Below are 19,544 nucleotides of genomic sequence, written 5' to 3'. Positions count from 1 at the left end.
TGATCGTTAAATACACATACATAAATCTTGAATGTTATGAAATCAGCTTATCTATATGTTCGTGTAAGTACTGACGAACAAAAAAGAAGAGGCTACTCACTCCCAGAACAGGAAGATCGATTGATAAAATACTGCGAATCGAACAACATCTATGTAAAGGGAATCTGTAGGGAGGACTACTCTGCAAAAGACTTCAATAGACCAGAATGGAAAAAGCTAGTTTCCGAATTGAGAAAAGGCAGGGGAAAAGAAGAAAATAATATCATTTTCATCAAATGGGATAGGTTCAGCCGTAATATCCAGTATGCTTACGAGATGCTGGGCATTCTCAGAAAGCTCAATGTGTCGGCAATGGCCATAGATCAGCAAATAGACCTATCCGTTCCAGAGAGTTCTGTAATGTTGGCCATTTACCTCTCAGTCCCAGAGGCGGAAAACACGAGACGTGCGATGAATACCTTAAATGGTATTAGAAAGGCTAAGGAAATGGGCAGGTATCCCAATAAAGCTCCCGTGGGATACGTGAACACGGCATCGTTGGATGGCCGCAAGATTATAGTGCCCAAACAACCTGAAAGTGGAATTATAAGATGGGTATTCCTTCAGCTTGCGAAAAATATCTATAAGATCGGGCACTTAAGCGAGATGGCAATGAACAAGGGTCTAAGAAGTACACCCTCAAATTTTTCCAAACTTATACGTAACCCAGTTTATTGTGGCCTGATTCCGCTTAAGGTAGGAAATGGGGAGACTGTTATGATAAAAGGGATACATGAGCCACTGATACCCGAATCCCTTTTTTACGAGGTGCAGGATGTCATCAATACCAAAAGAAAGGTCAGTACGATAAGGACCGATTTCAGGTCCACTTTTTTTCTTACGGGTTTTTTGATCTGTCCGCTATGCGGCAAGAGGCTTACGGGAAGTTTTTCCCAAGGCAATACTCGAATATATGCCTATTATCATTGCCGCAAGGGGTGTAGGGCAAGGGTAAGGGCGGATAAGCTAAATGATAGCTATAGGGACCAGCTCCAGAAATTACAATTATCGGAAATGGTAGGTGATCTGTTCGTTACCATTCTTGCAGACTGGAATGTTGATACTCAAAAGACGGGATTTCTTTACGAAAGACAAGCACTTCGGCGTCAGTTAGTCGAGCAGGAGACAATGCTATCCAGAGCGAGGAAACTATTTGTGGAGAACATATTGAAATACGACGACTTTAGCGAAATGAAAAATGAATTTCGAAGGATTACTGAGGTTATAAAGAAAGAGCTTTGTGACGTTGCCATCAAACTAAAGACAATCGAAGAGCAACGGAGGCTTGGCTTTCGGACTTCGATAGATGTATTTCGGGGCTTTGATAATCTCGATACAGCGGATAAAAAGCAATTGGTCAGCTTATTTCCTCCAGTTGGAATAGACTTGAATAAAAGCGAGGTGTCTTTAGGCCATGATGTTGCGCTTTCGAAGGTAGTGGTTTATAAATAGCATAATAGGGAAATCAGATGGATTTTATAGACAGAAAGGTTTCGGGAAGTAATGCCATTGCGTTGCTTGCCAAAAATGGAATAGAGGTTGATGATGAAGAGGCTGCGGTAATACTGAGTTTTTTATACCTCATTGCCAAGATCCATAACACAAAATTGGTACTGGAGGATGTTGAGATCGGTAAGGAAAAGTCGAACACGTCAAATAGTTACCTGGCGTAGCCTTAATACGTTTTTTTAGGCCCAAATTTGTTTTGGTATAGATTAGCTGGTTGGAAACTGTCGAACCGGTAATGGGAGGGGTACAACTAATTGTTGTATAGTGGTTTATGGGTATAAAAAAAGGAAACAACAAAGATATGCTGTTTCCTTAAGGTAGCGGGGAGCAGGATCGAACTGCCGACCTCAGGGTTATGAATCCTGCGCTCTAACCATCTGAGCTACCCCGCCGGGTCAAATATTTACTTATAACGTAAATATTAATATGGTTATTTTTAAGAGTTGCAAATATAGAATAAATATACATTTTAATAAAAAGAAATGTAAAAAATACTTTAACGCATTGTTGCTCAGTAAAATTAAATGGTTTTGACTGCTTTATATTGGGTGTATACATTATAAATATTGGTTGCTTTAAGTAAAAAGCCGCCTTGAAAACGGTATAATTTCCATAGTCTGCTTAAATAGATAGATGAATGTGATGAAATATGATTGATTCGGAGTCAATTAACCGATTAAGCTGTTTGGAGTTTTGGGTTGGGCGTTTGGAGTCACTCTGAAGCCCACAGTCCGAAGTCTTTAACCAATTAACCAATTTCAACGATGAATTATTCTAAGTAGATTGCTTCGGCTCGCTCAGTTCCGGCCTTTCAATGACAAACGCACGTAGGGACCAATAAACCAATGGCAAATAAACCAAACTATGAACTAATAAACCAAACTGTTGCAGATGTAGAATAAATTACCTTTCTTTAGAAAAATAATATTAAAAAATCCGGAAATTATCCTGGTAGTGTACTAACATGGCAGAAAAGAAAAAATTTACACTCGAGTACGAAGTTAGATCGTCGCCAAGAATATTGTATAGTTTTATTAGCGAACCTAATGGCTTGTCGCAATGGTTTGCTGATGATGTAAATTTCCGCGATCAGGTATATACTTTTACCTGGGATGATGAGCAGTTAAAGGCGAAACTGGTTTCGGTAAAAGAAAATAAACTGGTTAAGTTTAAATGGCTGGATGATGAACCTCAATGTTACTTTGAGATGGAAATTGTACAGGATGAATTGACCAATGATGTAGCTCTTTCCATTACCGATTTTACTACTGATGAGCTGCTTGCAGAGAAAAAATTAATCTGGGACAATCAAATTGATTACCTGATTAGTGTTTTGGGTGCATAATATTATCGCCGCATTGTTTACCTTTGTAAGGTGAAAAAAATACATCTTCTATTAATAAAAGCATTTGTGAAGCCATTCATAGCAACATTTTTTGTTATGATGTTTATCCTGTTGATGTTTTTTCTATTTAAATGGATTGATGATTTAATTGGCAAGGGCTTTGAATGGTACACCATTTTGGAGCTGATGTATTATGCCTCGGCCGCAAACGTATCTATGGCGCTGCCACTCTCGGTATTACTTTCTTCAATTATGACATTTGGTACACTGGGCGAAAATTATGAACTGGTGGCTATTAAATCGGCCGGTATTTCATTGCAAAAAGCCATGAGGCCATTGTTTGTGGTGATTCTGATGCTCACTATAGCGTCATTCTTTTTTGCCAATTACATGCTGCCTAAAGCCAATTTAAAATTTGGCTCCCTCTTGTACGATATCCGGAATAAAAAACTTTCTTTCCTGATTAAACCGGGTGTTTTTAATAACGCCATTCCGGGTTATGCCATTCGTGTAGATTCTAAAGAAGAAGACGGTACGCTGCATAACATCATGATTTATGACCATCGGGAAAATAACGGTATTCCAAAAATTATCCTGGCCAAAGAAGGGAAAATGAGCAAAACTGCCGATGGAAAATTCCTTCAGCTTAACCTTAAAAACGGAATCCAGTACGAAGAGCAGTCCTCAAAAAATGGTATGTATAACCCAAGGCAGGTGTTTACGCGCAACCGTTTTAAAGAAACCTGGCCACGTTTCGATATGTCATCATTCGATCCCAATACCACCGATCCGAATGCCTTTGGCAACAGCACACCGATGCTCAATTTAAAAGGTATTGTAAAAAAACGCGATTCGCTTACCAAACAACTTGATACCCTGCATATCAAAACCATCGCTAACCTTACCAGTAACTTTAAGCAGTTTAATACCGCTGTTGGCTATACCAAATTAAAAGTGGTACCTAAAAAAATTGATGATGTAATGCTGAAAAGCATTCCCAACGGATCGCGGAAACAGGCGCTTGATAATGCAACCAATATCGTGGCCAATATTATGCAGCATGTACCCAACTGGGGTCCACGTCAAACCGATTTAAAGGGTGAAATTATTTTTGCCACGGTAGAATACCAGCGTAAATTTACCCTTGCGGCTTCCTGTATCCTGCTTTTCTTTATTGGGGCACCACTAGGGGCGATTATCAGGAAAGGTGGAATGGGTTTACCGGTTGTGGTGGCCATTTGTTTCTTTCTGGTCTACCATATCATTACCACTGTGGCCGAAAAATCAGCCCGTGAGGGAAACCTTAACCCTATATTTGGCATGTGGATCGCTGTAATTGTACTGTCGCCACTTGCTGCTTTTTTAACCTATAAAGCTACTGTAGATTCGGCGCTTTTTGATGTGAATTATTACAAACAGCTCATCGTTAAAGTGTTTAAAAAGAGAGAAAAATAAGGGTCGTTTCCTTTACTTACAGATGATATATTAATCCAAATAATGCGCCATAAGGTTGTACATTTGTACAGGTTATTGCAGTTGTGTAAAAGCTGTTTTAATGTGCCTTACGCATGCTTTGCCTCATAATGCTTATAAAATGCAAACGAAATTAAACACAATAGAAGAAGCCATCGCAGATATAAAAGCTGGTAAAGTTATTATTGTTGTAGATGATGAGAATAGAGAGAACGAAGGTGATTTCTTAACTGCTGCCGAAAATGCAACACCTGAGATTATCAACTTTATGGCCACTTACGGTCGCGGTTTAATCTGTGCGCCCTTAACAGAAGAACGCTGCAAAGAATTAAACCTGAACCTCATGGTAGGTAAAAATACTGCAGCTTACGAAACCAATTTCACCGTTTCAGTAGATCTTGTAGGTCATGGTTGCACCACAGGGATCTCGGCGAGCGACCGTTCTAAAACGATGCTGGCGCTGGTGAATCCTAAAACTGATCCTGAAGAACTGGGCAGGCCTGGACACATTTTTCCTTTAATTGCCAAAGATGGTGGTGTAATCCGCCGTGCAGGTCATACCGAAGCTGCTGTAGATTTAGCACGTTTAGCCGGAATGAAACCAGCAGGTTTATTGGTAGAAATTTTAAAGGAAGATGGCGAAATGGCCCGACTTCCTGATCTGTTTAAAATAGCTGAACAACATCAGTTAAAAATTATATCGATCGAAGACCTGATTGCTTACCGTTTAAAAATAGACAGCCTGATTAAACAGGAAGTAACCATTGATTTACCAACGGCCTGGGGTGATTTTAAAATGACCGCTTATACCCAACTGGATAACAATGCTACACACTTAGCCATTTCTAAGGGTACCTGGACAGCAGACGAACCTATTTTGGCGCGTGTGCACAGTTCATGCGTAACCGGCGATATTTTCGGTTCATGCCGGTGCGACTGCGGACCTCAACTGCACAAGGCTCTGGAAATGATCGAAAAAGAAGGTAAAGGTATTGTGGTATATATGAATCAAGAGGGCAGAGGCATCGGACTGATCAATAAATTACGTTCATACAACCTGCAGGATGCCGGTTTTGATACCGTAGAAGCAAATATTAAGTTAGGTTTTAAAGGTGATGAACGTGATTATGGCGTAGGGGCACAAATCCTCCGTTCAGAAGGGGTAAGCAAAATGCGCCTGATGAGCAACAACCCAACTAAAAGGGCTGGTTTAATCGGCTATGGTTTAGAAGTGGTAGAAAATATTCCGATCGAAATTGCCAGTAACAAACATAACGAGCGTTACTTAGCTACCAAAAGAGATAAAATGGGGCATTCGATTATGAAAGGATAACGTTGAGTTTAGAGTTAGGCGTTTGGAGTTAAGAGTTTCCAGGCATTGAGTCTAATTACATAAAGCCAGTAAGTGAATTGATATTCAGTTACTGGCTTTTTTATTTAATTTATAGTTAAGTGCATAAATCTGCTAGCACAATTTGTCATGCTGAACGGAGTGAAGGATTTGTTTATAATGAGCACTGCACTCAATCTAATAACTTTATCAGTTTGTGGAGTATTAGAATTCAGCGGTTCTTAGGTTAGAGATGCTTCAAGCGTTCAGAATGATGGTTATTCAGCAATTAACCGATTAACCCTAACTAATGAACCAATGACTAATGAACTACCAAACCTCTTTACCTCTTTTGATTCCCTTTGCTCTGATTAATAATCGCTTCCTTGCTAATCGATTTATTTGTTTTAACAGGCGTCTGGCTTTGCTTGCGTTTTAAATTACGGCGGTAAGCACCAGAAATTTTCTGGATAAACTCTTTAAACGTATCAAACTGTTGCGTATACAACAAACCAAACGAAGTCACATTCGCCGTCGGACTGATTCCACTGTTTAAGAAAATACTTTGTTGGGTAGGTGGTTTATTGGCTGCCTTAATGGTTAAACTACCATCTTTCCTCAGTAAAAATAATGCCTCAACTTCTCTACCTACATTGTTATCGCCGAAATTGATTAAGGTGAAATCATTCACACTGTTCCGATCTACAATACCTGCATTGATGATTAAACGATCGTTAAAGAATTTGAATGATGCATTTGCCTCACTTAATGAGCGCACGTTTAAATCTACAAAGTTTAAATTTAACGATGATAACACGTTGTTAAACTGGTTAAATACCAGTTCTGTTGCCGTACTGGTTGCGGTAGAGCTCAACTGGTTTCCAATCGATTCGCCACCATTACCCGGTGCAAAACTCCTCCTGATGATTAAACTGAAAGCCTGTAAATTCAGGTTATTCTGATCGCTGAAATAGGTTTGTAACTCTTCCTTGATGGAGGGCTGCGAAGGGAAATTGATGTCAAGCTTAATGTCCGGTTTTAAAAGTAAGCCTGTTAATCCCATCTCTACCTCTGTATTTACGCGTTGGTTGGCATTACTACTCGCATCACGATTGGCAGCCTTATACAAGTCGTTTAAACTCGCCCTCAGTGCATATACCGCCTTTAAATTAATCTGCGCAGCTGTTGGGTTACCTGTCCAGCGGATAGTTCCACCCTGCCTGATATCAAATTTCTTGTTGATGACCTCCTGCGCCGTAAAATCGAAACTTCCGGTTTCAATAATGTAATCACCCGACATCTCGAAATCGCCAAAACTATTAATGTTTAGGTTCAGTTCCGCATTACCTTTTCCACTTAAGTTACCCAAAGTGGTATAAATATTGGCGGTAGTATTCGGATCGATGGTCAGTTTAAAAGTAAGCGTTAAACCATCGAAATTGGTTTTTTTCTTCACCACCACACTCGAATCGCGACTAACAAAATTAATAAAATCTTTATCCGATATGGTTTCAGAACTGTTTAGAGGTAGGTTGAAAATCGTTCCTTTTTCTGTTTTTGCTTTAATATCGATTTTCATCTTATTCGTTGGCCCTGTAAAGGTAAATACCCCAGTACCATAAGCCCGCCCATAATAAACCGAATTGTCTTTAGCCGTCGTATTCAGGGCCATTAAATTATTGGCTTCAAGCTTTACATTTAAAGTAGGGTAATTGATGTCGTTTAAATCGACAGTACCTTCTTTTACGGTAGCCTCGTGGCCTTCCAGATCGTTTAATGTAAAGTTATCTAATTTGATTACACTATTGTTTACCTCCACCTTATCGGTAATTACATAGGTGGTTTTCAGGTAGTTTACCATCAGCTGTCCCTTGTCTAGGGCTACACTTCCGTTAATCTCTGGTTTATCGAATTTTCCTTTTACCGTTAAATCTGCAGAGATATTACCTTTTAAATTCGATACCAACTCTTTAACAAATGGTTCTAAGATGGTCAGTTTACTCTCGCTCATCTTCAGTCCGAGGTCTATTTCTTTCTCTTTCAGATCGAGGTTTCCGGTCAGTTTAAAAGTCTCAGAATCGTCTGCCACCACACGGGTAAATACATTAATTTTTTTGCTCTCATTATTGTAAGAAGAAGTATCCGTTAACGTTCCAATGTAGATGTCGTTAAAGTTTAGCGAATCGATTTTTAAATCATCAGTAACCCTTGGGGCTTTTAATATGCCATACAAATCGGTTGTACCGTTCAGGTTTCCACCCAGTTTAACACCAAAACCTTTGGTAAAAGGATTAAGTGTTTTAAGGTTAAAATCTTTAAAGCCTATGCTGATCAGATCTTTTGGGTCATCTGATACCAATCCATCAATAATCAGTTGTTGTTTCCCGTTGGTAAGATCGAAATTGCTGATTTCCGTTTTGCCATTGTTCAGTACAATCCGCACCTTCTCCTGGATACGCCACTCTTCGTTGTTGATTTTCAGGATGGATGGCAAGAGGCTTAACCTCGCAGTAGTATCTACATTTTTGGTAAATTCTACCAAACCGTTTAAATCGAGCTGATTTGCCTCGTCAGCGTTCGACATTTTAACGTTAAAAGCCAGACTATCATTCCGCAGGATATTCGAAATATTCACGTCTTTGATAAACAAACTGTCGTTAATCTGTACACGATCGGAAGTTACAATCAACTGAAGCTGCTGTGTGGTGGTGTTCTCATCCAGGATGATATTGTTTACCACAATGCCATTGTACTTCAGTTTCTTTACAAAGCCATTTAGGGTAGCCTTATTGTTCCTCGAATCGAAATCGCCGGTTACCGTTGCGCCCTCTTCAAGTTCTAAACCCGGTGCAAAAAGCTGTGCCAGCGGTTCGAACTTTTTAACCATCAGGTTAAATTCGAAAATCTGATTTTTGTATTTAATAATATCTGCCTGCAAGGAAGGGATATAGGTTTTGGCAATGGCTTTGTAATAGGATACAATAGAGTTTAAATCGTACTCACCCTTAATGCTGGCATCTAAAATATCCGAGCGGATATCAAGCACTCGGTTGGTGCCTGTACCATTAGCCGTTAACTGCACCGAATCTACACTGTAAATACCTTTATGATTTTGCAATCTTACTTCCTGAATCAATAATTTACCAGAAATGTTGTTGAGGTTAGTGCCCGAAAAATTGGTGGTAAATTTGGCATCCACCATCAGCGAATCTTTCAGCAGTTTTAAAGCCTTTAGTTTCGCTTTAGAAATGGTTGCACTAAAATTGAATACCGGCAATTTTGGGTTCAGGTTTACACCGCCATCAAATACCAGTTTAACATTACGGTCGTTAATGCTCAGTTTGCCATCAAAATATTTTTTATCAAAAGTGCCGTCTATTTTTACATTGTGATAGCGGTAATTGTTAAAGTCGATATAATCTACATCGCCATTAATTTTTTCGGTTAAATTTTTCAGTTCCGTTCCGCGGCCCTTAACATTTAGTGAAGAACTGATGCGTCCTAAACTCTTTTCATCAAGCAGGTTACCGATATTGAAGTCGTAAGTTTTTACATTTCCAGTGTACGATGGCACATCATTTTTGTCTAGCTTCATGTTCACGTCCGAAACAATACGGCCTAGCCTGGTTTTAAATTCGCCATAAGCGATAAAATCATTCTGAAAGCCTGTGAAACTCCCGTTGAAGTTGATGTTGCCGAATTTGTTGACAATAGCGGGTATCATTTTCTTTTTGCTATTGGTAATGCCGCCCAGTACCTCGTCTAAATCGGTTTTATTGGTGCCGGCCATTTCAATGTTCAGGTCCATAAAAGTTTCCCTCCATTTTGGTAGTCCCTTTAAAATAAAATCACCTTTAATGTGTGTAGCCTTTCCGGTTCTTAAAGATAGTTTTTTGGCTTTAAGGTTGTTCACCAAACCGGTAATCTGTCCGTCTACATCCAAATCCAGTTTCATCGTGTTCAGTTCAGGCGCAAAAAAGGCCACATCACGCGAAGTAATGTGACTATCCTTAAAAATAGCCTTCATCCGTACATTATCCACATAATGGTTAAAGTCTCTGTAACTTTTAAACCGCATCTGGTAATAATCCGTTAATCGGCTCTGGTTGGTTTCAAGCAACAGGTTTTTCAATTCAATCGCATTGCTGTCGATGGTAGTTTGTGCAGTAAGGTTTTTTAAATAAAATCCGCTACGCTCCCTGAACGTTAAATTTTTGATATTGGTTTTAATCAGGTGGTTTTTCATATCCAGGCCTTCAAAAATCCCGCTCAGTTGTTTTACATCAACATTATCGAAGTTTACACTGCTGCCTTGAACAGTATCCTTTGCTGCGAAATTTTTATACCTGAAAGCAAATTTGTTTAAAATGAGCCGGCCAAGTTTTACATCATAAGGCTTACTTTTCTTTTTCTTTACAGTGGGTTTACCAGAATCGAAGTAATCAATGATGAAATCGAGATTAGAAGACTTATCTTTGAAATCTTTTAGGAAAAACCGCCCGTTATTGATTTGTATGGTATTGACATCGATAATCTTTTTATCAATCGATAATTGATTGATATCGACCATAAATTGAGGCGTGCTCAGTAAAGTGTCTTTTTGTAAATCCAAAACCAGTAAATCTTCCAATACGATAGATTTGAAAGGTTTGATGTAAAGGCTCTTGATTGATATGGTGGTTTTAAGCTCTTTTGATAAATATGCGGCAGCTTTCTGAGCAAAATAAGTTTGAACAGGCTTAAATTGCAGAGAAAAAATAACAAGCGCGAGCAGCAAAATTATTGATGCGATTACCCAAAGGAGTATTTTAAATAGTTTTTTAATAATTTTGCAGCTTAAATATAAATAATTTGTCTGTTATACTTGCTATTGAGTCTTCTTGCGATGATACATCCGTTGCTATTTGTAACAACGGCAAAATTACTGCCAATGTTATTGCAAACCAAACAATTCATCAAAATTATGGTGGTGTAATCCCTGAATTAGCATCAAGGGTACATCAACAAAATATTGTGCCTGCCGTACAACAGGCGCTGATTGATGCCAAAGTTACAAAACAGGACATTAATGCCGTTGCTTTTACTCGTGGTCCCGGCCTTTTAGGCTCATTATTAGTTGGTGTTTCTTTTGCAAAATCTTTTGCTTTAGCCTTAAATATACCTTTAATTTCTGTCAATCACATGCATGCGCATATTTTGGCCCATTTTATCGACGATCCGAAACCGAATTTTCCTTTCTTATGTCTTACCGTTTCGGGCGGGCATACGCAAATTGTATTGGTGAAAGATTATTTCGATATGGAAATTGTGGGCGAAACCCTCGATGATGCCGCAGGAGAGGCTTTCGATAAAACAGCTAAGTTGCTGGCTTTGCCTTATCCGGGTGGTCCGCTGATTGATAAACATGCAAAATTGGGTAATCCTTTAGCTTTTAAATTTGCCGAGCCGCAAATCGCCGATTTAAATTTTAGTTTTAGTGGTTTTAAAACCTCTATTCTTTATTTCATCAGGAAACAGGAAAAAGATAACCCTGATTTTATTGCTGAAAATCTAGATGATATTTGCGCATCGGTTCAGCATAGCATTGTTCAAATTTTGTTGAATAAATTAAAGAAAGCTGCAAAGCAATATAACATTAAGGAAGTTGCAATAGCCGGTGGTGTTTCGGCAAACTCTGGTTTAAGAAACGGATTACAGCAAACCGCGGAGGAATTAGGCTGGAATATTTATATACCCGCCTTTCAATATTGTACCGATAATGCAGGGATGATTGCTATTGCAGGTTACCAGAAATACCTTAAACAGGATTTCGTTGGGCAGGACGTTTCGCCAATGGCACGAATGGAGTTTTAAGTTGGGTTAATTGGTTCATTAGGCATTAGTTTACTGGTCATTTGTTCTCACCAGGTCCTTAATGCGAAGCGGCTTTTTCAGCAGCGAAGCAATCCTATTACGGGAGAATCGAGAATAGGTAAATCAGCGCGTAGAAAGATCCTGAACCAAGTTCAGAATGACAGGGGAGAAGGGCAAAAAAGAGGGGAAAAGAATGGTGGATGCCTCTCTTTGTTTTGCGTGAATCTGTGGCTAAAATAAAATACCGGCAGATAAAACTGCCAATAAATCTTCCGACTTCGGGAACCCGACATCGGACTAAAAATAACTATAAATTAAACTATATATGACTGGAGCATCGTTAATATTCTGGATTGTTTGTGCGGTACCGCTTATCGCCATCATTTACTGGTTGATCAGGAAAGATAAAGATAAGCTTAAAGGAAGTTGGGGCGTGATAATTTTAGGGGCCCTTGTTATTGCTGCACTTTTAGTGATTGTATATGTTACTAAAGATTTTGATACCGTTTTTAGCCAAAATTAATCTGTCTGTTTTAACTCTTATTTAGACCTATCCATTTAGTAGTGTCTATTTTCTATCTTTGCCGCTGAATTACACACGCATCAATTCTCGTAATCGGTTTACAAAAAAATGTCAATGGCATAAATAATGGGGGCTGTAAAAGCTTATCATTTATTCAGTTTTGCAGGAATTTACCAGGTTAAAAAAAATATTAAACTTAGCCTGGGGATTGATAATATTTTTAACCAGGATTATTTTCCTGCAAGGGTACAATGGTTTATGCAACCTGGTTTCTACTCAAAAGGAAGAGGTACTTCTGTAAATTTTGGAATCTCGGTTAGTTATTAAATCAGATTTAAAAAGCAAAAAAGCGTCCCAATTTTGTATTGAGACGCTTTTTTTATTATTTAATTGATCTGATTAATTCTCAAATTAAACTGATCTGATTATTTTTCAGCCAATTTCTCGCCGGTAACTTCGGCTTTAATTTTTATTTCCAGTTCTTCAGCCAGTTCAGGATTATCGCTCAACAACTGTTTTACGGCATCTCTACCCTGACCCAATTTGGTATCTCCGTAAGAGTACCACGATCCTGCTTTTTTGATGATTCCGAAGTCAACACCTAAATCTACAATCTCTCCGTTTTTAGAAATTCCTTCGCCAAACATGACATCAAATTCTGCAATACGGAAAGGCGGAGCCACTTTATTTTTAACAATTTTTACTTTAACGCGGTTACCTGACACTTCATCAGAATCTTTAATCTGCGAAATACGACGGATATCTAAACGTACTGATGCGTAGAATTTTAACGCGTTACCACCAGTTGTGGTTTCAGGGTTACCGAACATTACACCAATTTTATCACGTAACTGGTTAATGAAGATACAGCAACATCCGGTTTTCGAAATTGTTCCGGTTAATTTACGTAAAGCCTGACTCATTAAACGGGCATGTAAACCCATTTTACTGTCACCCATTTCGCCTTCAATCTCACTTTTAGGAACCAAAGCGGCCACAGAGTCAATTACAATTACATCAATGGCACCAGAACGGATTAAGTTATCGGCAATTTCTAAAGCCTGCTCACCATTATCCGGCTGAGAAATTAAAAGGTTATCGGTATCTACACCTAATTTTTTTGCATAAAACTGGTCGAAAGCATGCTCTGCATCGATGAACGCTGCAATGCCACCTTTTTTCTGTGCTTCGGCAATAATGTGTGTGGCCAAAGTTGTTTTACCAGAAGATTCAGGGCCATAAATTTCGATTACACGACCTTTCGGGATACCGCCAATGCCTAAAGCGATATCTAAACTGATTGATCCTGTAGAAATAAAATCTATCGGTTCAATAGCAGAATCGCCAAGTTTCATGATGGTACCTTTACCGTATGATTTCTCTAGTTTATCTAAAGTTAGCTGTAAAGCTTTTAATTTATCTGGATTTGCAGTGCTCATTTCTTTTTTCATTGATTGCGTAAATATAATCGATTATCGGCTAATATGTTCAATTGTTGATATTTATAATGCTAATATATTTAGCTAAGTTAAGAGTTTTTTAGCTAATGTCAATAGTAAATTCAAAATAATTTTTTAAGCTTTTAATTTATCCCGTTCATTTTGTGCGGTTAAGCGTTCGAAATACCTGCACATGTAAGTAATTTCGCAGATATCACACTTGGGGCTTCTGGCCACACAAACATAACGCCCGTGCAAAATCAGCCAGTGGTGTGCAATATGGATATCGTGTTCAGGTAGATGTTTAACGAGGTCTTTTTCTACCGCTAAAGGGGTTTTGCCATTGGTTAATCCCAAACGGTTGGCTACGCGGAAAACATGGGTATCTACCGCCATTGCAGGTGCATTATAAATCACTGAAGCAATTACATTAGCGGTTTTGCGACCAACACCCGGCATTTTCTGCAGGTCGTCAATTCCTGATGGTACCACATCGTTAAATTCGTGAAGCAGGATATTTGCCATACCTACCAGGTGTTTCGCTTTGTTGTTGGGATAGCTAATGCTTCTGATGTAATCGAAAACAATATCGGGCGTAGTCTCTGCTAAAGCTTTTGCATTGGGGAACCGTTGAAAAAGGGCAGGAGTAACCATGTTCACCCTTTTATCCGTGCACTGGGCAGAAAGGATTACGGCAACCAATAACTGGTAAGGATTGTTATAATGTAACTCGGTTTCTGCATCAGGTTGCTTGGCCGAAAAATGTTCTACAAAAAGTTTGTAGCGTTCTTTTTTAAGCATGCGCAAAGATAATAGATAAATTGGTTCATTGATAGCATGGTTAATCGGTCATTAGTTAATATTTAATGTGATTCCAAGCAACCAACTGTCGTGGTGAACGCAGTAAAGAAACTCTACACAAAGAACCACTGCCTTCATTCTTCAACAAATTAATAAATTGTTGTAAAAAGATCCTTCACCGCGTTCAGGATAACAAATTATTTCTCGTTTAAGTGCCCTCCCAGCTCCATCGCCTCCTATAGATGAGTCGGCTCAGGACTCCAGACTGCCGACTTCGGACTAGGGACTATTCCATCTCCCTCAACAACTTATCGCACTCAGCAAAGGCATTGTACAGGTATTTATTCCGGTGTTTCTCACCCTGTCCGCTAAAGGAAACAGATTTTTTGATCAGTCCCTGCATCCATTGCTTAGTTTGTTTACAATAGGCCTGGTCTTCGGTCCTTAAATAATTAAAGGTATTAAACCTGTTGTAGCAGGCCATTCGGTCTTTAAAGTCAACCAGGTAAGAAATGCTGCCTAAAACATCGCAGTTATACCAGTTAAAAGTATGTGCCGGATCGATGGTTTTTTTACTGCTGATGGCGTACATATTCATATCGGTTAAACAATATCTTACCTGTTCAACAATTTTTATGGCCAGTTCAGTGTCGGTTAGGTGCCCGGCTTCAAATGCATACCTGATCTGCTCCAAGGTGCCTGTAATGGTATCTTTCGACCATATTTCGGTGCTGGGTATTTCGAGGTAAGCAGCATGCAGCTCTTTCGAAATTTCAATAATTTCATCAGAAAGAAAAGATGAGTTAAAAGGAACTTCGATATTATTGGCACTGTTTGCCCAGAAAAACAGTTTAAAACTGGTCAGTTCTGGATATTTAAAAAAGTGGAATACCGGAATATCATCCGTAGTAATGGTAATATGTTTTTCCTTGCTGTTTTTGATGGCTTTGATATTCTCCAAAAGATTGCGCAGATAATTTACCATATCCAGATCTTCATTCACGCTTAAATAGCTAAAGGTTACCGATAGCGATTGCTTGGGCGAGTATAAAAAAGGTACATCAAAACAATCGGATAATTTGATGACTTGCTGAAAGGTGAGGTTGCTATCGCCCCTTATTTTTTTATAAGCTTCATTGGTGCTGATGCCCAGTTCTTCCGCTACACTAAGCGCCAAATTCTGGTAATCAGGCAATGCTGATTTGATGGCCTGGAAAAATAATACCTGCTGATTATCCATAAAGATTAATTTATAAATGAAATATACGATATTTTAATAATCAAAAGGATTATTTTAATCAAATAATTTGTAGAATATAATTTATAGCCGTCATTATTAGTTGTTTTTTTTGCTTATAAGATTAATTTTTTATTTACGATAATTTTTAAGATTAATTAAAGTTTTTTTACTGTTTTAGATTTGGTAAACAATTTAAATATCAAATGAATATGCTAATCTCAACCCTAACTAAGCCTAATGCTCTTGGCGTAATTCCAGGTCAAAGGAATATCCCCATAAGGCCAGCCATTTATACTATGGCAATCAGTCTCTTATTTTCTAGCTGTGCTTCTTTTTCCGACAGTCCAATCAGTCGGCATAAAATTAAATTGCGTGAAAACAATGTGTCAAAACTTTCCGGTACCTACCAGTTATTTCCTGATCTGGCCTATACCAAAACGGGTGGAACCGACATGCTCCGCAATCAACCTAAAACAGAAAGATTTCATCAATACATCAGTAAGCGAAAAATTGATTTTAACCATTCAGGAAATTTTTCTGTAGAGGTAAAGTTGCTGGGAAACAAGCAGGTAGGTTTTTATTTTAAAAAAGACAGTTTTATTGTGGATAGTGTAACCTTATCGGCCAGGTTGCAATCCAGGGGCTTACTGTTATTGGGAAATAAATATTTAGAAGTTCAGGGAGTGCCCTACATTTTTGGTGGTTCTAAAAGTGAAAAAACCCGAATTGGACTTGCCAGCGATGGAGGACTCATTCTGAATCATGCTTACGATCGTTCTGGTGCATTTTTCTTCTTTATGGCTGGCCAATCCTATGATAATGCCTATCATTTTAAAAGAATCAACTCCAACTAATATGAAAAAGCTTTTGATATGTTTTGTTTTAACTCTGCTAGGCAATGTGGTTAAAGCACAAAATGATTACGGTAATTTTTTTAACGCCATAAGTGGTGGATTGGAGTTTGGCGCTGCTACATTGCGTGAACCTCTATTATCTGGATTTATAGGATACAATAAACCTAAATCTTATATTAAATTTAAGTTTTCAGCTGTAATGCAGGATACTTATGAAGTGAACGTGGATGAGGAAAAAACTACGGTACCCGGTTTTTCGGAGGCGGCACTCATACTCGGGAAAAAAGTAAAAATTAATGAGAACAGCCGTTTTGAATTTGGTGCCGGTGCTGCAATGACCAGCGATCTGAAAAAATATGATCAATCCAATAGCGATACCGTACGTGATAAAATTATACAGAAAAACGCGGCAGGACTTGTTGCTGAAGCGCGTTATATCCTGCGTTTTGTTGATGATATCGGTATTTCTATATCCATTAATGGGAATGCAAATAGCCAAAAGACTTTTGCAACTGCAGGTTTAGGCGTAGTATTTGGTTTAAAATAAAATGATATGGATTTTGAATGACTGAATGAGGGGATTATGGATACACAAATGTTTAAACGCTCTCATTCAATCATTCAACCGTAGGTTTAATGAAAAGACGTAACTGTTACTTTAACTTCTTCGGTTACGCCTTGATTGCTTTTGATTAACCAAAACGCAAAGAAAGCACCAACCAGCGCCATAGCTGCACCAACATAAGCAGGCGAGGTATAATCGAAACCGTAAACCAGGGGAAGTCCGCCGAAGAAAGCGCCCAAAGCGTTGCCAATATTAAAACTGGCCTGACTTGCAGAAGCTGCCAGCATTTCTGAGCCTTTGGCGCTCTGGATCATCAGCATTTGGATAGGGGCCGCCAATGCGAAAGATACCGCACCGGTTATAAAAGTCATAATTAAAGCCAAAGGTTGGCTTGCTGATACAAAGTGTACAATGGTTAAGGTAATCACCATGGTTAATAACAGGGCCGCCGATGCTTTTGCCGGCGAGAATTTATCAGCGAGTATACCGCCAATATAATTACCGCATAACATACCTATGCCGGCCAGCATTAAGATATAAGTTACCGCATTTGACGAAAAACCTGCAACATCGGTCATTAATGGGGCTATATAACTGTACCAGGTAAATAATCCACCCGTTCCGATCGAAATCATAAAAATGATAATCCACGCCTCTCTTTTTTTGAAAAAACTTAATTCGGCTTTTAAATCGCGGTTTTTGGTTGCTTCTAAGGCAGGTAACCATAATTTTAAACTTAATAAGGTAACTAAACCAACAAATACCACAACCGCAAAAGATATGCGCCAGGAGAAATTATGACCAATAAAGGTACCCAGCGGAACACCAACTATATTGGCGATGGTTAAGCCCATAAACATTAACGATACAGCCTGAGCAGCTTTCCCTTTTTCTGCAATGCGACTGGCCACCACAGAGCCTACACCAAAAAATGCACCGTGGGGTAAACCTGAAAGTAAGCGGGCAATAAATAAGGTATTAAAAGTTGGGGCAAAAGCGGAAAATGCATTGAACACAGTGAACATGATCATTAAGGCAATCAAGATCATTTTTGGTGGATATTTACCTGCAATCATAATCAATAAAGGAGCACCGATTACCACACCTAATGCATAAGCCGAAATTAAATGGCCTGCTTGCGGGATGGTTACTGCTAAATCTTTTGAAATATCGGGCAACAGGCCCATCATTACAAATTCGGTGATTCCGATGCCCAAACCGCCTAAAGTGAGTGGTAATAAGTTCTTGTTCATAACGCCCTTAGTGTTAAAATTACACTATGCAAAGGTAAGGCTTTTTGTTTTAGGAGATTGTAAAAATTAGGCCATTTATGGGGATGGAAGATGTGAGATGGAATATGTATGATGGGGATGTTAAATTGCTTTATTGTTGAATTGTTTTATGGTCGATAGCTGAATGGTTCATGGCTGCTGGCCGATTTGCAATGGCTAGTATGTAATTATCAATGAAATGGTTTTCAGTTGGCAATTTGCTTTAGCAATTTAGCTATCCAACAATAAAGCAATTCGGTAAGCAGTTTGCAGTTACCGATGAACCAATGACGAATGAACAACTGAACTACCTAACCATCATCCATCTTACCTCTTCCATTTTCCGTCCATAAAAAAAGCTTGCCCCACCTCGTGAAACAAGCTTTTTTGGCTCGTGTAAAATTTACTACTTAGCGCTGCTGTAAGCTAAGATCTTGTTGATGGTTTCATCTTGTGGATTTTTAGCCAATCTATCCAACTTACCTTTTATTTGATCATAAAATAAGTCGATTTCTGCGTCAGATTCAATATCCGTTCTAGGCTGAAACATGTTAGGTGTAGGTAAATTTACATTGTTTTTTGATGTAGAGGTTTTTGTCATAAGCAACTGAATGTGATAAGTTTTATAAACTTAACGATTGTTCAGATGCTTTATTTCAACCCCTAAAACATTTTTTGTAACAATTTCGCTACCCTTTATAAGTCATTTCCTTCGTCTTGAGCATTTTACGCAAATTGCTCAATGCATAACGCATACGGCCCAGGGCAGTATTGATACTCACATCGGTTAAATCAGCAATCTCTTTAAAGCTTAAATCGGCGTAATGGCGCATTAAAAGCACTTCTTTCTGCTCATCGGGCAACAAATGGATCATTGCCTTTAAATCTTTATGCGTTTGATCGCGGAGCATTCTGTCTTCTGCACTTTCGTCATAAAAGTGTAGCATATTGAATACATCCATTCCATCAGAACTGGTGATGATGGGTGTTCTTTTTTCTTTTCTGAAATAATCTATAACTAAATTATGCGCAATACGCATTACCCAAGGTAAAAACTTACCTTCTTCGTTATATCTTCCCGATCGCAGGGTATTAATAACCTTTATAAAAGCATCCTGAAAAATATCCTCCGCCAGATATTGGTCTTTAACCAATAAATAGATAGAAGTATAAATCTTACTTTTATGTCGTCTTAAAAGTTCCTGCAATCCATTCTCGTTCCCGGTAATATATACCTTTACCAGGTCCTGATCATTATATGATTGTAAATTCATAGGTTTACCTACACTAAATCCCTTACTA

17 protein-coding genes and 1 tRNA gene are annotated in these 19,544 nt (G+C 38.6%); 10 read left to right on the top strand and 8 right to left on the bottom strand.

Translation table 11 applies throughout. The features are described 5' to 3' along the window. The first annotated feature begins 36 nt into the window (after positions 1–36). Both R2R28_RS13820 and R2R28_RS13815 read left to right on the top strand, forming a co-directional pair. On the top strand, positions 37–1,491 hold the full coding sequence (locus R2R28_RS13820; RefSeq protein WP_316826274.1) for a recombinase family protein: 1,455 nt from the start codon (positions 37–39) through the stop codon (positions 1,489–1,491). Between the two features lie 17 nt (positions 1,492–1,508). Then, positions 1,509–1,712, top strand: coding sequence for a hypothetical protein (locus R2R28_RS13815; protein ID WP_316826273.1), 204 nt, complete (start codon positions 1,509–1,511; stop codon positions 1,710–1,712). A 154-nt stretch (positions 1,713–1,866) separates the two neighbouring features. Here the strand turns inward: R2R28_RS13815 and R2R28_RS13810 are convergent. After that, positions 1,867–1,940 (bottom strand) — tRNA-Met (locus R2R28_RS13810). Positions 1,941–2,512: 572 nt separating this feature from the next. On the opposite strand from R2R28_RS13810, the gene R2R28_RS13805 reads away from it, so the two are divergent. The 3 genes from R2R28_RS13805 to R2R28_RS13795 all read left to right on the top strand — a co-directional run bounded on the left by R2R28_RS13805 (position 2,513) and on the right by R2R28_RS13795 (position 5,699). After that, positions 2,513–2,893, top strand: coding sequence for an START-like domain-containing protein (locus R2R28_RS13805; protein ID WP_025146797.1), 381 nt, complete (start codon positions 2,513–2,515; stop codon positions 2,891–2,893). Between the two features lie 30 nt (positions 2,894–2,923). Beyond that, positions 2,924–4,348: an LptF/LptG family permease gene (locus R2R28_RS13800; protein WP_316826272.1), complete on the top strand. Its 1,425-nt coding sequence runs from the start codon at positions 2,924–2,926 to the stop codon at positions 4,346–4,348. Positions 4,349–4,487: 139 nt separating this feature from the next. Next, entirely contained in the window at positions 4,488–5,699 is a 1,212-nt protein-coding gene (locus R2R28_RS13795) for a bifunctional 3,4-dihydroxy-2-butanone-4-phosphate synthase/GTP cyclohydrolase II (RefSeq protein WP_316826271.1), read from the top strand. Positions 5,700–6,039: 340 nt separating this feature from the next. On the opposite strand, the gene R2R28_RS13790 is transcribed toward R2R28_RS13795, so the two are convergent. After that, positions 6,040–10,473 carry a translocation/assembly module TamB domain-containing protein gene (locus tag R2R28_RS13790; RefSeq protein WP_316826270.1) on the bottom strand — a complete coding sequence of 1,478 codons (4,434 nt, stop codon included), beginning with the start codon at positions 10,471–10,473 and terminating at the stop codon, positions 6,040–6,042. A gap of 74 nt (positions 10,474–10,547) precedes the next feature. Between R2R28_RS13790 and tsaD the strand changes: the two genes are divergently transcribed. The 3 genes from tsaD to R2R28_RS13775 all read left to right on the top strand — a co-directional run bounded on the left by tsaD (position 10,548) and on the right by R2R28_RS13775 (position 12,399). Next, positions 10,548–11,549 carry a tRNA (adenosine(37)-N6)-threonylcarbamoyltransferase complex transferase subunit TsaD gene (tsaD, locus tag R2R28_RS13785; RefSeq protein WP_316826269.1) on the top strand — a complete coding sequence of 334 codons (1,002 nt, stop codon included), beginning with the start codon at positions 10,548–10,550 and terminating at the stop codon, positions 11,547–11,549. A 325-nt stretch (positions 11,550–11,874) separates the two neighbouring features. Beyond that, a complete protein-coding gene (locus tag R2R28_RS13780) occupies positions 11,875–12,072 on the top strand; it encodes a hypothetical protein (RefSeq protein ID WP_316826268.1) in 198 nt (65 codons plus the stop codon). A 126-nt stretch (positions 12,073–12,198) separates the two neighbouring features. Continuing rightward, complete coding sequence (locus R2R28_RS13775; protein ID WP_316826267.1) at positions 12,199–12,399, top strand: hypothetical protein; 201 nt, start codon at positions 12,199–12,201, stop codon at positions 12,397–12,399. Positions 12,400–12,497: 98 nt separating this feature from the next. On the opposite strand, the gene recA is transcribed toward R2R28_RS13775, so the two are convergent. The 3 genes from recA to R2R28_RS13760 all read right to left on the bottom strand — a co-directional run bounded on the left by recA (position 12,498) and on the right by R2R28_RS13760 (position 15,552). Next, positions 12,498–13,511, bottom strand: coding sequence for a recombinase RecA (recA, locus tag R2R28_RS13770; protein WP_121283406.1), 1,014 nt, complete (start codon positions 13,509–13,511; stop codon positions 12,498–12,500). Between the two features lie 135 nt (positions 13,512–13,646). Then, positions 13,647–14,312 carry an endonuclease III gene (gene nth, locus R2R28_RS13765; RefSeq protein WP_316826266.1) on the bottom strand — a complete coding sequence of 222 codons (666 nt, stop codon included), beginning with the start codon at positions 14,310–14,312 and terminating at the stop codon, positions 13,647–13,649. A gap of 286 nt (positions 14,313–14,598) precedes the next feature. After that, positions 14,599–15,552: a hypothetical protein gene (locus R2R28_RS13760; protein WP_316826265.1), complete on the bottom strand. Its 954-nt coding sequence runs from the start codon at positions 15,550–15,552 to the stop codon at positions 14,599–14,601. A gap of 383 nt (positions 15,553–15,935) precedes the next feature. Between R2R28_RS13760 and R2R28_RS13755 the strand changes: the two genes are divergently transcribed. Together R2R28_RS13755 and R2R28_RS13750 are read left to right on the top strand one after the other, a co-directional pair. After that, positions 15,936–16,406 carry a hypothetical protein gene (locus R2R28_RS13755; RefSeq protein ID WP_316826264.1) on the top strand — a complete coding sequence of 157 codons (471 nt, stop codon included), beginning with the start codon at positions 15,936–15,938 and terminating at the stop codon, positions 16,404–16,406. 1 nt (position 16,407) lies between these two features. Continuing rightward, on the top strand, positions 16,408–16,953 hold the full coding sequence (locus R2R28_RS13750) for a hypothetical protein (RefSeq protein ID WP_316826263.1): 546 nt from the start codon (positions 16,408–16,410) through the stop codon (positions 16,951–16,953). Between the two features lie 86 nt (positions 16,954–17,039). Here the strand turns inward: R2R28_RS13750 and R2R28_RS13745 are convergent, their stop codons facing one another. The 3 genes from R2R28_RS13745 to R2R28_RS13735 form a co-directional block, all read right to left on the bottom strand. Beyond that, positions 17,040–18,224 (bottom strand): MFS transporter, encoded by a 1,185-nt coding sequence (locus R2R28_RS13745; protein ID WP_316826262.1) that lies wholly within the window; start codon positions 18,222–18,224, stop codon positions 17,040–17,042. Positions 18,225–18,648: 424 nt separating this feature from the next. Further along, the gene (locus R2R28_RS13740) at positions 18,649–18,843 is read right to left on the bottom strand and encodes a hypothetical protein (RefSeq protein ID WP_316826261.1); all 195 of its coding nucleotides are present in this window, start codon (positions 18,841–18,843) and stop codon (positions 18,649–18,651) included. Positions 18,844–18,931: 88 nt separating this feature from the next. Then, a complete protein-coding gene (locus R2R28_RS13735; RefSeq protein WP_113950442.1) occupies positions 18,932–19,516 on the bottom strand; it encodes an RNA polymerase sigma factor in 585 nt (194 codons plus the stop codon). Positions 19,517–19,544: the final 28 nt, after the last annotated feature.

The organism is Pedobacter miscanthi (assembly GCF_032678605.1).
In the GTDB taxonomy this organism is placed as follows: domain Bacteria; phylum Bacteroidota; class Bacteroidia; order Sphingobacteriales; family Sphingobacteriaceae; genus Pedobacter; species Pedobacter miscanthi_A.
This window is presented reverse-complemented; position numbering and strand designations above follow the sequence as displayed.

Bases quoted from the DNA above. Each gene is read 5' to 3' on its own strand.
- R2R28_RS13820 (WP_316826274.1), top strand. From the start codon at position 37: ATGAAATCAGCTTATCTATATGTTCGTGTAAGTACTGACGAACAAAAA.
- R2R28_RS13815 (WP_316826273.1), top strand. From the start codon at position 1,509: ATGGATTTTATAGACAGAAAGGTTTCGGGAAGTAATGCCATTGCGTTG.
- R2R28_RS13805 (WP_025146797.1), top strand. From the start codon at position 2,513: ATGGCAGAAAAGAAAAAATTTACACTCGAGTACGAAGTTAGATCGTCG.
- R2R28_RS13795 (WP_316826271.1), top strand. From the start codon at position 4,488: ATGCAAACGAAATTAAACACAATAGAAGAAGCCATCGCAGATATAAAA.
- R2R28_RS13780 (WP_316826268.1), top strand. From the start codon at position 11,875: ATGACTGGAGCATCGTTAATATTCTGGATTGTTTGTGCGGTACCGCTT.
- R2R28_RS13775 (WP_316826267.1), top strand. From the start codon at position 12,199: ATGGGGGCTGTAAAAGCTTATCATTTATTCAGTTTTGCAGGAATTTAC.
- recA (WP_121283406.1), bottom strand. From the start codon at position 13,511: ATGAGCACTGCAAATCCAGATAAATTAAAAGCTTTACAGCTAACTTTA.
- nth (WP_316826266.1), bottom strand. From the start codon at position 14,312: ATGCTTAAAAAAGAACGCTACAAACTTTTTGTAGAACATTTTTCGGCC.
- R2R28_RS13760 (WP_316826265.1), bottom strand. From the start codon at position 15,552: ATGGATAATCAGCAGGTATTATTTTTCCAGGCCATCAAATCAGCATTG.
- R2R28_RS13750 (WP_316826263.1), top strand. From the start codon at position 16,408: ATGAAAAAGCTTTTGATATGTTTTGTTTTAACTCTGCTAGGCAATGTG.
- R2R28_RS13745 (WP_316826262.1), bottom strand. From the start codon at position 18,224: ATGAACAAGAACTTATTACCACTCACTTTAGGCGGTTTGGGCATCGGA.
- R2R28_RS13740 (WP_316826261.1), bottom strand. From the start codon at position 18,843: ATGACAAAAACCTCTACATCAAAAAACAATGTAAATTTACCTACACCT.
- R2R28_RS13735 (WP_113950442.1), bottom strand. From the start codon at position 19,516: ATGAATTTACAATCATATAATGATCAGGACCTGGTAAAGGTATATATT.